This window comes from Polaromonas sp. CF318 (assembly GCF_000282655.1).
In the GTDB taxonomy this organism is placed as follows: Bacteria; Pseudomonadota; Gammaproteobacteria; order Burkholderiales; family Burkholderiaceae_C; genus Polaromonas.
Genome location: NZ_AKIV01000144.1, coordinates 26,403 through 38,918 on the forward strand (window position 1 = coordinate 26,403; position 12,516 = coordinate 38,918).

The window sequence follows — 12,516 nt, forward strand, 5'->3', positions numbered from 1 at the left end:
CGTGTGCCTGGTTGCGTTCGCCATTGGCGCTTCGGCACGCTGGCCGCTGGTGATCGCGGCCAACCGCGATGAATTCCTGGAGCGGCCCACGCTGCCGCTGGCGCGCTGGAATACCGCTTCGGGGCAGGAGATCATCTCGGGCCGCGACCTGCGCGCCGGCGGCACCTGGATGGGCATCACGCCGGCCGGCCGCATTGCTTTTTTGACCAATGTGCGGCAAGCCCAGCCCGAAGCCGCGCCGCGCTCGCGCGGTGAACTGGTCACGCGCTGGCTCGAAAGCAGCGACGACGCGGCAGGTTTTGTGGCCGCCCTGCAAGACCAGGGCGCGGCCTTTGGCGGCTTTAACCTGGTGCTGGGCGACCTGCGGCAAAAGGCCTGGACCTGGGTGACCAACAAATATGAGGGCGCGCCGGCCTTGCATGCCCAGGCTTTGGCGCCCGGCCTTTATGGCCTTTCCAACGCCGGGCTGGACACGCCATGGCCCAAAACCCTGGAACTCAAGCGCGTGCTGGCGGCAGCCTTGCAGAGCGGCGACGGCCCTGAGGGCCTGCAAAAGCTGTTGTGGAAAGCGCTGGGCAGCCGGCAGCGCGCCTTGCCCGCCGACCTTCCGCATACCGGTGTCCCCCCCGAGCTTGAGGAGGCGCTTTCCAGTGCCTTTGTGGAAGTGCCGGGGCGCGGCTACGGCACGCGCTGCAGCACGGTGCTGCTGGCGACGGCTTCCGACAGCGACTGGAATATTGAACTGGAAGAGCGCACCCATGGGCGCGAGGGCCTGGCCGCCGCCGCGGTACACCGCGAGCAACTCGAGATCAAGGCGCCTTGACCATCTCTATGTGCGGGATGCCGACCTCCTCAAAGGGCTCGCCGCGCGGAGCGAAGCCCAGTCGATGGTAAAAGCCCTCGGCGCTGCGCTGGGCATACAGCATGACCTCGCGGTCGCCACGTTCGCGCGCCGCGGCCATCAGCGCCTGCAGGATGTCGCTGCCCACGCGTGAGCCGCGCAGCGCGTGGTGCACCGCCATGCGGCCTATCTTGCCCACGCCCTGCGCCTGGTGCACCAGCCGCCCGGTCGCGATGCCCAGCCCCAGGCCGTTGTAGGCCACGGCATGCAGGGCCGTGCTGTCGGCCTCGTCCCATTCCATCTCCATGGGAATGCCCTGCTCCTGCACAAACACGGCGGTGCGCACCTTGCCGGCGTCCGCGCCCAGCGCGGCCCAGCCGCCGGTCTTGACTTGCAGCATGGCTTCGCCGGCTTCATAGCCTGCCAGCACACGGCGCAAGGCCTCGGGCACTGGTTTGGAGGTCTGCGAGGCCGGGTCGGCGAACACATACACCAGTTCGCAGCTGATCAGCAGCTGGTCGCCGCGAAAGATCGCGCCCGTAAACGCCATGGACGAATTGCCGATGCGCGCGCACTTGAGCGCCACGTCGACCTGCTCGTCAAAACGCGCCGAGCCGTGGTATTCCAGGGTGGCCTTTTTGACATAGAGGTCGCCGCCCAGCTGCACCATGGCCTCTTCATAGGGCAAGGCCAGCGCGCGCCAGTAGTCGGTGATGGCCGTGTCGAAGTACATCAGGTAGTGCGCGTTGAACACGATTTTTTGCATGTCCACCTCGGCCCAGCGCACGCGCAGGCGATGGAAAAAGCGGAAGTCCTGTCGTTTCATCCGTTTCGTCTCCTTATCAGTCCAGCCTGAAGGCGCCGCGCAGCGCCGCCGCCGCATCGGCATGGGCGCGCCTGGCCTCGGGAATGATGCGGCCCATCTTGATGAATTCGTGGGTCACGCCGCGGTAAATTTCCAGGTCCACCGCCACGCCGGCCGCGCGCAGCTTGTCGGCATACATCACGCCCTCGTCCACCAGCGGGTCGCATTCGGCCAGGCCCACCCAGGCCGGCGCCACGCCGTCCACGTCGGGCGCATTGAGCGGCGCGAAACGCCAATCGTCGCGGTCCGCCGGTCCGCGCACATACTGGCTGAAGAACCAGCTGATGTCGGCTTCGCTGAGCACAAAACCCTCGGCGAAGGTCTTGTGCGAAACCGTGTCCTGGTGCGCGGTGCAGCCCGGGTAAATCAAGAGCTGCAGGGCCAGCGGCAGGCCGGCGTCGCGCGCCAGCACCGCGCACATGGCGGCCAGCGTGCCGCCCGCGCTGTCCCCGCCCACGGCCATGCGAGAGGCGTCCAGGCCCCGTGAAGCGCCATGAGTCGCCAGCCATTGCAGCGCGTCCCAAGCGTCGTTGGCCGCCGTCGGAAATTGATGCGCCGGTGCCAGCCGGTAATCCAGCGACAACACGGCGATGCCGGCCAGCAGGCTGAGCTGGCGGCACAGGATGTCGTGCGTGGCGACGCTGCCCACGGTGAAGCCGCCGCCGTGGAAGAACAGCAGCACCGGCAGCACGGCGTCTGACGGCGCGTACAGCCGCGCGCGCAGCAGTTCGCCGTCGCGCGCGGGGATGTGCACATCCTCCACGCGGGCCAGCGCCGGCTTGGGGATTTCGAGCACATCGGCGCCGGCCGCGTAGGCGGCGCGGGCCTGGTCGGGTGTCAGGGTATGGAAGGCCGGGCGATTGGCGCGCGCGATGCGGCTCAGCACGTCGCGCATGGCGGGGGTCAGCAGGGTTTGCGGGTTGGGCGGCATCAGTGAAGGCGTGGGGCGGCGGCGCGGGCGCTATCACCCAGGTGACGGGAACAGGGGTTGGCGGGCGGGGCATGCGGGCAAAAAGGGGCAAAAGGCCTTGAAAGCCATTAAAGTCAGCGCAAGGACCCGCATAGCCCAATCGTACAACGCAGAAAGACAGCCCGCATGGCCTTCATCTACTACGTCACCCAGATCCAGTTCGAGTTCGGCGCCGTGAAACTGCTCAAGCAGGAATGCGAGCGTGTGGGCATCACCCGCCCGCTCATCGTGACCGACCCCGGCGTCAAGGCCGCCGGCATTCTGCAAAAAGCGCTGGACGCCCTGCCCGGCATGCAGGTCACGGTCTTCGACCAGACGCCGTCCAACCCGACCGAGGCCGCCGTGCGCGCCGCCGCCGAGCTCTATAAGGCCAGCGGCTGCGACGGCCTGGTCGCCGTGGGCGGCGGCTCGGCGATCGACTGCGCCAAGGGCGTGGCGATTGCCGCGACGCACGAAGGGCCGCTCACCACCTACGCCACCATCGAAGGCGGCTCCCCGAAGATCACCGAGCGCGTGGCGCCGCTGATCGCCGTGCCCACCACCAGCGGCACCGGCAGCGAGGTCGCGCGCGGCGCCATCCTCATCGTGGACGATCACCGCAAGCTGGGTTTTCATTCCTGGCACCTGGTGCCCAAAACCGCGATCTGCGACCCCGAACTCACGCTGGGCCTGCCCGCCAAACTGACGGCCGCCACCGGCATGGACGCCATCGCGCATTGCATGGAGACCTATATGTCGGCCGCCTTCAACCCGCCGGCCGACGGCATCGCGCTGGACGGCCTGGAACGAGGCTGGGCCCACATCGAGCGCGCCACGCGCGACGGCAGCGACCGCGAGGCGCGTTTTAATTTGATGAGCGCATCGATGCAGGGCGCCATGGCTTTCCAGAAAGGCCTGGGCTGCGTGCACAGCCTGAGCCACAGCCTGGGCGGCGTGGACCCGCGCCTGCACCACGGCACGCTCAATGCGATGTTCCTGCCGGCCGTGGTGCGCTTTAACGCCGGGGCCGAATCGGTGCAAAAAGACAGGCGTCTGGACCGCATGGCGCGCGCCATGGGCCTGGCCTCGGGTGGCGACATCGCTGAGGCGATACGCGACATGAACGCCCGGCTGGGCCTGCCCACCGGGCTGGCCGCCATGGGTGTTGAGCGCGGGCAGTTCGGGCAGATCATCACCGGCGCGCTGGCCGACCACTGCCACAAGACCAACCCGCGCATTGCCAGCGCGGGCGAATACGAAGAGATGCTGGCGGCTTCGCTCTAGCGGCCTGCCCAGCCGGGCGACCGGCGCCCTCCTCCCCAGCGAGCTGATCAGCGCCACCGCATCGCGATGGCGATTGCGCGCCCGTCCCCGTGCGCCTCCCCCGGACGCCACCCGGCGAGGTGGGCGGGAAGCGAAAACCCGGAATATGGTTACGTTTCATAACCATAAACGGGCGACTTGGCAAGAGTCTATTTACTTATTATTTATAACCAAAATCCCGTTACGCTTCGGCTTGTGGTTAACGATTTCCGCGCAACCGGCCGCCGGTGGGTTGCGGGCGCACGGCCCCGCGGGGGCGCCAGGTCGCTGAGCACGCCAGATCAACAACATCAGGAGACATCATGAAAACCCAATTGTTCGCACTTTCGGTGCTGTCGGCCGCCAGCTGCGCGGTGCAAGCCCAGAGCTCCGTCACGGTGTATGGCGTGCTCGATTCCTTCCTCGAACTCGCGTCCGCGGGCAACGGCACGGTAACGCGCATCTCCAGCGGCGGCGCCATGGGCTCGCGCTTCGGCTTTCGCGGCACGGAAGACCTGGGCAGCGGCCTGAAGGCCAACTTCATCCTGGAAGCCGGCATTTTGTTGGACACGGGCGCCAGCACCGGCACCGCCACCATCCCGACCAGCACCGTGCCGACGGGCGCCTCCTATATGTTCCAGCGCCTGGCAACGGTGGGCCTGAGCGGCGACTTCGGCGCCGTCAACATAGGCCGGCAGTACACGCCGCACTTCGGCACCATGGCGGCTTTTGACCCGACCGGTTTTACCATGTCGGGCGCCCTGAACTACTACGCCGGCCCCGGCGTGGGCGTCAACGGCGGCTCGCTCGCCGACGGCACCACGCGCCGCGACAACTCCATCCAGTACACCACGCCCACCTGGAGCGGTTTCAAGGCCAATGTGTTTTATGCCTTCGGTGAATCGACCGGCGCGGGCGGCCAACCCAAGTCCACCGGTAACGTGCTCAATATCGCAGCCGGCTACAGCAGCAGCACGCTATCGGCGCAAGCCAGCTACATGACGGAAAAAACCATTTACCTCGTCGGCAACACCGACAAGTACACCGCCTTGGCCGCATCCTACGATTTCGGGGTGATCAAGCCTTCGGCCATCTTTGTGCGCCGCCGCGGCGACATGGCCGGCGCGCCCGCGCTCGATGCCTACCAGATCGGTGCCTCGGCTCCCGTGGGCGTCGGCAAGCTGATCGCCACCTACGGCCAGCTGAAAAACAAGACCACCGCGAATTCGGACTCCAAGGCCATAGGCGTACGCTACGACTACCCGCTGTCCAAGCGGACCACGATTTACGGCGGTGCGACCCGGATCAGCAACCAGGCCGCCGCCGGCTACACCATCAGCGGCGGCGGCGGCAGCTCGCCGGGCCTGGCGCTCTCGGCCGTCGGCCAGAGCCCGAAATCGGTGTACGCGGGTATCGCGCACGTGTTCTAAGCAGGCTCAAAGCGCACCCACCCGCCCCAGGTCAGGCCGCGCCAGCCATTCCTGCCACTCCTCGGCCAGCTGCGCGCTGGCCGCGGTGGCCGCGCTCCAGGCTTTCACCCTGGCCTGCATATCCGGCCCGTAGCGCACAAAGTCCTGGCGGTCCGGCAGCTTGGCGTTGGGCAGGGTCTTGATCCAGTCCGGGTCGGGCGCCAGCAGCACCATGTTGTCCAGGAAATGGGTGGCCTTGTGGCGCCACTTGAGGCCTTTGTCCAGCCAGCCGGGCACCACCGATTTCTGGAAGTGCGGATACAGCACCAGGCCGGCGCCTCCCTCCCCCTGCATTTCCCTGGCGCCGTAGTTCAGGTGCAGGTGGTAGTCGGTGATGCCGCCATCCCAATAGGCGCCGGGCGGGCCGCCCGGCACGTTGTGCACCGAGCGCAGCACAAAGGGAATCGAGCAGCTGGCCTGCAGCGCAGGCTGGAAGTTATCCTCGCTGAGGTCGACCTGACGCGTGCGGTAGTCGCTGGTGGCGAAGGGCAGTTTCACACCGGGCGTGGAAAACACCACGCGCTCCAGCCAGGCGCCCATGGCCTTGCGGTGCAGGCTGTTGGTCAGAAAGGCGCCCAGGTAGCCCAGCGGTGTGGCCAGCTTGTGCTCGCGGCCCAGCATGTGGCGCCCGCGCGAGGTCACGATGTGCAGCTTGTAGCGCGGGTGCTGCAGCACTTCGTGCACGCGCCCGCCGTAAAACGCCTTGAGGCTTTCGCCGAACTGCTCGCTCACCCTGTCCGCCGTCGGGCGCTTCTGGCCGGGCTGCAGTTCGTAATGCTGGTGGATGTAGTCGTCTTCCAGCCGCGAGAAACCTGCCGCCGGGTCCTTGAGGCAGGCCGTGGCCATGCGCCAGGCGCCTATCGAGGCGCCCACCAGGTGCACCGGATGGTCGGTCTGCGCCAGCCACTCGCCAAAAATAAAACGGTCCAGCGCGCCCAGGATCAGGCCCTTGGGGCCGCCGGCCGCGCCCGGCACCACGCCGATGTCCTTGGCCTGCAGGCCGTTTTGTTCAATGTGCCGGCGCGCCTTGGGGCCGGCGTAGATGCGTAGGGCTTTCATGGGGCGTGGATTGTCGGGCGTATTGGAGCATCAAGCCGGCGGCGCGGCTGTCCTTTGCGGGACCGCCGCGCCTGCCGCTTATTTCTTGAGCGCCGCCAGCTTGCTGAAAGCCGATTCCATGGCCGTGGCCGCCGCCGGTTGCGGCGCGCCGCGTCCGCCGCCGCCGTAATTGCCACCGTAGTTGCCGCCACGGCCCTGCCCGCCGGGCCGCGCGCTTTCAAAGCGGTTGTCGCGCGGGCCGTCGCGGCGCGCCGGCGCGGCGTCCAGCTTCATCGTGAGGCCTATGCGCTTGCGCGCCACGTCGACTTCGGTCACGCGCACTTTCACGATATCGCCGGTTTTGACGACTTCGCGCGCATCGTTGACGAACTTGTTGGCGAGCTGACTCACATGGACCAGGCCGTCCTGGTGCACGCCGATGTCGACAAAGGCGCCGAAGGCCGCGACGTTGCTGACCGTGCCTTCCAGTGTCATGCCTTCCTTGAGGTCCTTGATGTCTTCCACGCCCTCGTTAAAGCGCGCCACCTTGAAGTCGGGGCGCGGGTCGCGGCCGGGTTTCTCGAGTTCGGTCAGGATGTCCTTGACGGTGATCACGCCGAACTGCTCGTTCGCGAACAGCTCGGGCTTCAGGGTCTTGAGCATTTCGGCGCGGCCCATGAGCTCGGCCACCGGCCTGCCGGTGTGGGCCATGATTTTTTCGACCACAGGGTAGGTCTCGGGGTGCACGCCGGTCATGTCCAGCGGGTTGCTGCCGCCGCGCAGGCGCAAAAAGCCCGCGCTCTGCTCAAAGGTCTTGGCGCCCAGGCCGGTCACCTTGAGCAAATCGGCGCGCGAGGCAAAGGCGCCATTGGCGTCGCGCCAGCGCACCACCGACTTGGCCACGGTTTGCGACAGGCCCGACACGCGCGCCAGCAAAGGCACGCTGGCGGTGTTCAGGTCCACGCCCACGCTGTTCACGCAGTCCTCGACCACAGTGTCCAGGCTGCGCGCCAGGTCGCTCTGGTTGACGTCGTGCTGGTACTGGCCCACGCCTATCGACTTGGGATCTATCTTGACGAGTTCGGCGAGCGGGTCCTGCAGGCGGCGCGCGATGCTGGCCGCACCGCGCAGGCTCACGTCCACATCGGGCATTTCCTGCGAGGCGAATTCGCTGGCCGAATAGACCGAGGCGCCGGCCTCGCTGACCACGACTTTTTCAATCACCTGTTCCACCTTGGCCATGCCCTTGATCAGGTCGGCGGCGAGCTTGTCGGTTTCGCGGCTGGCCGTTCCGTTGCCGATGGCGATCAGGTTCACGCCGTGTTTTTCGCAAAGCTTGGCCAGGGTGTGCAGCGAACCTTCCCAGTCCTTGCGCGGCTCGTGCGGGTAGACGGTGGCGGTTTCCACCAGCTTGCCGGTGGCATCGACCACCGCCACCTTGACGCCGGTGCGTATGCCCGGGTCCAGGCCCATCACCACTCGCGGGCCGGCCGGCGCGGCCAGCAGCAGGTCGCGCAGGTTGTCGGCGAACACCTTGATCGCGACTTTTTCGGCTTCCTCGCGCAGGCGGGTGAACAGGTCGCGCTCCAGCGAAAGGCTGAGCTTGACGCGCCAGGTCCAGGCCACGGCCTTGCGGATCAGGTCGTCGGCCGGGCGCGCCTTGTGGCTCCAGCCCAGGTGCAGCGCGATCTTGCCCTCCGCAATGCTGGGTTTGCCGGGTTCGGCCTGCTCGGGCAGCAGCAGCTTGGCGTCCAGGATCTCCAGCGCGCGGCCGCGGAACACCGCCAGCGCGCGGTGCGAAGGCACGCGGCCAATCGGCTCGTCGTACTCGAAGTAGTCGCGGAATTTGCTGTTGTCGGCGTTGTTCTCATCCTTGCCGGCCACCAGCTTGGAGCTGAACAGCCCTTCGCTCCACAGCCAGTTGCGCAGCGACTGCACCAGGCCGGCATCTTCGGCCCAGCGTTCAGAGAGGATGTCGCGCACGCCGTCCAGCACCGCCTGTACGGTGGTGAAGTCGTCGCCGCTTTCGTTTTTCTCGGCTTTCACAAAGGCCGCGGCCTCGTCGGCCGGCACCAGGGATGGGTCGGCGAACAGCTTGTCGGCCAGTGGCTCTATGCCGGCTTCGCGCGCGATCTGGCCCTTGGTGCGGCGCTTGGGCTTGAAGGGCAGGTACAGGTCCTCCAGGTCCTGCTTGGTGGCGGCGAACTCGACCGCCGCGCGCAGTTCGGGCGTGAGCTTGCCCTGCTCTTCGATGCTTTTGAGCACCGCCTCGCGACGCTCTTCGAGCTCGCGCAGATAACCCAGCCGGTATTCGAGCTCGCGCAGCTGGATGTCGTCCAGCCCGCCGGTGGCCTCCTTGCGGTAGCGTGCAATAAAGGGAACGGTGGCGCCGCCGTCGAGCAGCTCCACGGCTGCCTTGATCTGGTGTTCCTGGACTTTGATTTCTGCCGCGATCTGGCGGATGATTTTTTGCATATCGGAAAAAAGTGGCTGGAAAGGCTGAAGGGGATGAAACGGACAAACGGGACTGGGGTGGCCGCAAGCGCAGGGCTTGCGAACCTGGAAACTGACGCCAAGGGTCGGCATTGTCCCACAGGAAAACTGGGGAGCCCCTTCCCATAATGGCCTGAGCTTGAAAAGCAATTTCTTACATTTTTCCGGGGAGACTGATATGCGAATTCGCACGATATTGCTGGTGGTGGGCATGCTGCTCCTGTCGGGGTTTGTCGCCCTCAACCTGGACGAGTTCACGCGCGTGAGCATGCTGAGCCTGGGCTTTACCACCGTGCAGGTGTCGCTGGGCCTGCTCATGTTGCTGCTGCTGGTGATCGCCACCGTGGTCTTCCTGGCCAGTACGCTCTATATACAAAGCACCCACCTGCTGGAAACCCGCAAGTACGCGCGAGAACTCAACACCCAGCGCGAGCTCGCCGACAAGGCCGAGGCCTCGCGCTTCACCGAACTGCGCAGCTACCTGGAAGTGCAGGCGCTGGCCGCGCAGCGCCGCGAGGCCGCAGCGGCCACCGTGCTGGCTGAACGCTTTGCCCAGCAGCAGCAGGCCTTGATGGCCCGGCTGGAACAGATGGACAACAGCATGGCGGCCACGGTGGGCCAGCTGGAAGATCAACTGGAACGACGCAACGGCATCAGCAGCCTGCAAAAAGACCACCTGACCATGCCCCTGGTATGAGGGTTTAGCGGTGTAAGAAACCCCGGCGTCCCGCGACCAAAGGCTAGCTATCCACCCCCTCCGGGTGCGGTGCCCGCCCAACGCCATTGGAGACGCCCATGTTCATCCCTTCATCCTGGATCGCCGCCGCCCTGCTGACCGCCAGCTGCGGCGCCTTCGCCGCGCAAAACACCTGCAGCGCCGCATCGGGGCCGGCGGTCACCCCGGTGATGGAGCTCTACACCTCCGAAGGCTGCAGCTCCTGCCCGCCCGCCGACAGATGGCTGTCCTCGCTCAAGGGCTCGGGCATGGTGGTGCAGGCCTTTCACGTCGGTTATTGGGACTACATAGGCTGGGTGGACCGCTTCGCCGCGCCGGCCTATACCCGTCGCCAGCACGAGGTGGCCGCCCGCAACGGCCTGCGCAGCGTCTACACCCCGCAGGCCGTGCTCAACGGCAAGGACCTGCCCGCCTGGGGGCCCAGGCCGCCCGGCGGCAAGGAGCCGGCGCGCGCGGCCATCGTGCTGACACAGCTGGGCGCCGACCAGTTCGAAGCCGTGGTGACACCGGTCGCCGAGCGGCAGTTGTCGCCTTCGTGGGCGGCCTACTGGACCATCACCGAACACGGCCACAACTCCAAAGTGCAGGCCGGCGAAAACGCCGGCGCCTTCCTCAAGCACGATTTTGTGGTGCGCCAATACACCCAGGCGGGTGAATATCCCAACCAGGGCGCGACGCCGCAAAAGCTGGTCTTTCGCAGCATTGCTGCCACCCCAGGCCATGAGCGCCAGGTCAACCTCGTGGTGTTCGACCCCAAAACCGGCAAGACGCTGCAGGCGGTGAGCCTGCAGTGCCCGGTTTAGGAAAATTGGGGCTTGCCGCACAATGGCGGCATGGATTCCCGGTCCGCGCCCTCCCCCTCTTTTCTGCCTCCCAGCCTGCGCGCGCCTGAGGCCGCCGACTACCTGGCGCTGGGCGGCTGGGTCCGGGACGCCGACACCTGCCTGCGCTGGGCCGGCCCCAAGCTGAAGTATCCGTTCAAACCGGCACGGCTTTCGCGCCTGCTGGCCGAGCCCGGCGCCAACAGCTTTGTGATGAGCCGCGGCCCGGCGGCCCCGGCCCTGGGTTTCGGGCAGTTCTGGGTGCGCGATCCCGGCGTGGCCCATCTGGCCCGCATCATCCTGGCGCCCACGGCGCGCGGCCAGGGCCTGGGGACCACGCTGTGCGAGCTGCTGATGGCCGAAGCCACGCACGCCGTCGGCGCCAGCGCCTTCACGCTGCGTGTCTACCGCGACAACGACCCGGCGCTGGCCATTTACGAGCGCCTCGGTTTTGCCGTGGTGCCGGACCTGTCGGACGCGCGGGTGTTTGCCATGCGCAAGCAGGCCTGAAGCCCTGCGCCCGGCCTTCGCTAAACTCTGCCGCATGCCCTCCTGCCGCCTCGCGCGCCATTCTTTCGCATGATCTCCCTGTTCCTCAAATGCCTGCTGGGCGCGCTGGCCGTGCTGCTGATCGCCCTGCTTTCGCGCTCGCGCAACTTTGTCATTGCCGGCCTGGTGCCGCTGTTCCCCACCTTCGCGCTGATCGCGCACTACATGGTGGGCAGCGAACGCAGCGCCGCCGACCTGCGCGCCACCGCGCTGTTCGGCCTATGGTCGCTGATACCTTATGCGACTTACCTGCTTGCGGTGTACTGGCTCAGCATCCGCGCCTCACTCACGGTGATGCTCGCCGCCGCCACCCTGGCCTGGGCCGTGGCTGCCGGCGCGCTGCTGTTGGGATGGAGCCGCGCCTACCCCACAGCGCTTTGAAGTGAAAGCCACGTGAACAGGCTCAAAAAAATCCTGCGGGGCTTGCTGCTGGCCCCCGTAGCCCTGTTCCTGCTGTTCGAGGAGTGGGGCTGGGAGCCGCTGGCCGCCGCCTTCGCGGCGCTGGGCCGTCTGCCCTGGTGGGGGCGGCTGGAACGCTTCATCACCGGCCTGCCGCCCTGGGCCGCGCTGCTGGCCTTCGGCGTGCCGGTGATAGCGCTGATCCCCATCAAACTGCTGGCGCTTTACCTCTTCGGCCAGGGCTACATCACCATAGGGCTGGGCTTGATTCTTGCAGCAAAACTGGCGGGAACGGCGATGGCGGCCCGCCTTTTCCAGCTGACGCAGCCCGCGCTGATGCGCATGGCCTGGTTCGCGCGGCTTTATACGCCCTGGAAGGCCTGGAAAGACAAGGTCATGGCGCAGGCCCGGGCCTCCTGGGCCTGGCGCATGGCGCGGCGTTTGAAGACGCGGCTCAAGCTGGCGGGGGCCAGGCTGCTGGCGGCGCTCAAAGCCGTGTTTTCGTAAGGCCGAAGCCCACCGGAATTTTTCACGTCATGTTCAATCTCTTCAAACCCCCTTTGTATATACGCCTGTCGCCTGCGCGCCTGACGGTGCGCAACGCAAAAACCGGCGCCTTTGTTTCCGAAGTGCCCGAAATCGCCATCTCGCGCGGCCCCAAGCCCAAGGTGCTGGGCACCGGCGACGACGCGGCCCTGTACAAATCCAGCAAGTCGGCGCTGGTGACCAACCCTTTCAGCCATCCGCGCTCGCTGATGTCCGACTTCACCCTGGGCCAGCAGGTGCTCAAGGCCTTTGTGAAGAAGCTGCCCAAAGGCGGTGTCCTGGCTGCCGCGCCCCGCATGATCTTCCATCCACAGGGCGACCCGGCCGGTGGCTTCACCCAAATAGAAATACGGGCCCTGCACGAGATGGCCCTGGGCGCGGGCGCCTCGGAAGTCACGATCTGGCAAGGCCAGGACCTGACGGACGAGCAGGTGCTGTCGCGCGACTACCCTCCGACAGGCCGGGTACTGGAATGACGCAGCGCAGCATGGGTATTTGGCATGCGTCA

Annotated in this window: 13 protein-coding genes; 9 read left to right on the forward strand and 4 right to left on the reverse strand. The window is 66.7% G+C overall.

The features are described 5' to 3' along the window. Nucleotide 1 precedes the first annotated feature (1 nt). Entirely contained in the window at nucleotides 2-823 is an 822-nt protein-coding gene (locus PMI15_RS22175; RefSeq protein WP_007874436.1) for an NRDE family protein, read from the forward strand. On the opposite strand, the gene PMI15_RS22180 is transcribed toward PMI15_RS22175, so the two are convergent. Both PMI15_RS22180 and PMI15_RS22185 read right to left on the reverse strand, forming a co-directional pair. Then, on the reverse strand, nucleotides 810-1,667 hold the full coding sequence (locus PMI15_RS22180) for a YbgC/FadM family acyl-CoA thioesterase (protein ID WP_007874438.1): 858 nt from the start codon (nucleotides 1,665-1,667) through the stop codon (nucleotides 810-812). The two genes, PMI15_RS22175 and PMI15_RS22180, sit on opposite strands and share 14 nt — an antisense overlap. Nucleotides 1,668-1,683: 16 nt before the next feature. Further along, on the reverse strand, nucleotides 1,684-2,637 hold the full coding sequence (locus PMI15_RS22185) for an alpha/beta hydrolase (RefSeq protein ID WP_007874439.1): 954 nt from the start codon (nucleotides 2,635-2,637) through the stop codon (nucleotides 1,684-1,686). Nucleotides 2,638-2,802: 165 nt separating this feature from the next. On the opposite strand from PMI15_RS22185, the gene PMI15_RS22190 reads away from it, so the two are divergent. Both PMI15_RS22190 and PMI15_RS22195 read left to right on the forward strand, forming a co-directional pair. Continuing rightward, complete coding sequence (locus PMI15_RS22190; RefSeq protein WP_007874441.1) at nucleotides 2,803-3,939, forward strand: iron-containing alcohol dehydrogenase; 1,137 nt, start codon at nucleotides 2,803-2,805, stop codon at nucleotides 3,937-3,939. A gap of 341 nt (nucleotides 3,940-4,280) precedes the next feature. Further along, entirely contained in the window at nucleotides 4,281-5,387 is a 1,107-nt protein-coding gene (locus PMI15_RS22195; protein WP_007874443.1) for a porin, read from the forward strand. 6 nt (nucleotides 5,388-5,393) lie between these two features. On the opposite strand, the gene PMI15_RS22200 is transcribed toward PMI15_RS22195, so the two are convergent. Together PMI15_RS22200 and PMI15_RS22205 are read right to left on the reverse strand one after the other, a co-directional pair. Continuing rightward, nucleotides 5,394-6,485 (reverse strand): patatin-like phospholipase family protein, encoded by a 1,092-nt coding sequence (locus PMI15_RS22200; RefSeq protein ID WP_007874445.1) that lies wholly within the window; start codon nucleotides 6,483-6,485, stop codon nucleotides 5,394-5,396. Between the two features lie 78 nt (nucleotides 6,486-6,563). Next, nucleotides 6,564-8,939, reverse strand: a complete 2,376-nt coding sequence (locus PMI15_RS22205) for a Tex family protein (RefSeq protein ID WP_007874447.1) — start codon at nucleotides 8,937-8,939, stop codon at nucleotides 6,564-6,566. Between the two features lie 196 nt (nucleotides 8,940-9,135). Between PMI15_RS22205 and PMI15_RS22210 the strand changes: the two genes are divergently transcribed. The 6 genes from PMI15_RS22210 (at nucleotide 9,136) to PMI15_RS22235 (ending at nucleotide 12,484) form a co-directional block, all read left to right on the forward strand. Further along, a complete protein-coding gene (locus tag PMI15_RS22210) occupies nucleotides 9,136-9,654 on the forward strand; it encodes a hypothetical protein (RefSeq protein ID WP_007874449.1) in 519 nt (172 codons plus the stop codon). A gap of 98 nt (nucleotides 9,655-9,752) precedes the next feature. Continuing rightward, on the forward strand, nucleotides 9,753-10,496 hold the full coding sequence (locus tag PMI15_RS22215; protein ID WP_007874452.1) for a thioredoxin family protein: 744 nt from the start codon (nucleotides 9,753-9,755) through the stop codon (nucleotides 10,494-10,496). Nucleotides 10,497-10,526: 30 nt separating this feature from the next. Next, nucleotides 10,527-11,024: a GNAT family N-acetyltransferase gene (locus PMI15_RS22220; RefSeq protein WP_007874453.1), complete on the forward strand. Its 498-nt coding sequence runs from the start codon at nucleotides 10,527-10,529 to the stop codon at nucleotides 11,022-11,024. Nucleotides 11,025-11,093: 69 nt separating this feature from the next. Further along, the gene (locus PMI15_RS22225) at nucleotides 11,094-11,444 is read left to right on the forward strand and encodes a GlpM family protein (protein WP_007874455.1); all 351 of its coding nucleotides are present in this window, start codon (nucleotides 11,094-11,096) and stop codon (nucleotides 11,442-11,444) included. A 12-nt stretch (nucleotides 11,445-11,456) separates the two neighbouring features. Then, nucleotides 11,457-11,969 (forward strand): hypothetical protein, encoded by a 513-nt coding sequence (locus PMI15_RS22230; protein ID WP_007874457.1) that lies wholly within the window; start codon nucleotides 11,457-11,459, stop codon nucleotides 11,967-11,969. A gap of 29 nt (nucleotides 11,970-11,998) precedes the next feature. Then, entirely contained in the window at nucleotides 11,999-12,484 is a 486-nt protein-coding gene (locus tag PMI15_RS22235; RefSeq protein ID WP_007874463.1) for a rod shape-determining protein, read from the forward strand. Nucleotides 12,485-12,516 lie beyond the last annotated feature (32 nt).

What these genes read in the sequence shown, in the direction of transcription:
- PMI15_RS22180 (WP_007874438.1), bottom strand. Translation starts at nt 1,667, where the DNA reads ATGAAACGACAGGACTTCCGCTTTTTCCATCGCCTGCGCGTGCGCTGG.
- PMI15_RS22185 (WP_007874439.1), bottom strand. Translation starts at nt 2,637, where the DNA reads ATGCCGCCCAACCCGCAAACCCTGCTGACCCCCGCCATGCGCGACGTG.
- PMI15_RS22190 (WP_007874441.1), top strand. Translation starts at nt 2,803, where the DNA reads ATGGCCTTCATCTACTACGTCACCCAGATCCAGTTCGAGTTCGGCGCC.
- PMI15_RS22195 (WP_007874443.1), top strand. Translation starts at nt 4,281, where the DNA reads ATGAAAACCCAATTGTTCGCACTTTCGGTGCTGTCGGCCGCCAGCTGC.
- PMI15_RS22200 (WP_007874445.1), bottom strand. Translation starts at nt 6,485, where the DNA reads ATGAAAGCCCTACGCATCTACGCCGGCCCCAAGGCGCGCCGGCACATT.
- PMI15_RS22205 (WP_007874447.1), bottom strand. Translation starts at nt 8,939, where the DNA reads ATGCAAAAAATCATCCGCCAGATCGCGGCAGAAATCAAAGTCCAGGAA.
- PMI15_RS22210 (WP_007874449.1), top strand. Translation starts at nt 9,136, where the DNA reads ATGCGAATTCGCACGATATTGCTGGTGGTGGGCATGCTGCTCCTGTCG.
- PMI15_RS22215 (WP_007874452.1), top strand. Translation starts at nt 9,753, where the DNA reads ATGTTCATCCCTTCATCCTGGATCGCCGCCGCCCTGCTGACCGCCAGC.
- PMI15_RS22220 (WP_007874453.1), top strand. Translation starts at nt 10,527, where the DNA reads ATGGATTCCCGGTCCGCGCCCTCCCCCTCTTTTCTGCCTCCCAGCCTG.
- PMI15_RS22225 (WP_007874455.1), top strand. Translation starts at nt 11,094, where the DNA reads ATGATCTCCCTGTTCCTCAAATGCCTGCTGGGCGCGCTGGCCGTGCTG.
- PMI15_RS22235 (WP_007874463.1), top strand. Translation starts at nt 11,999, where the DNA reads ATGTTCAATCTCTTCAAACCCCCTTTGTATATACGCCTGTCGCCTGCG.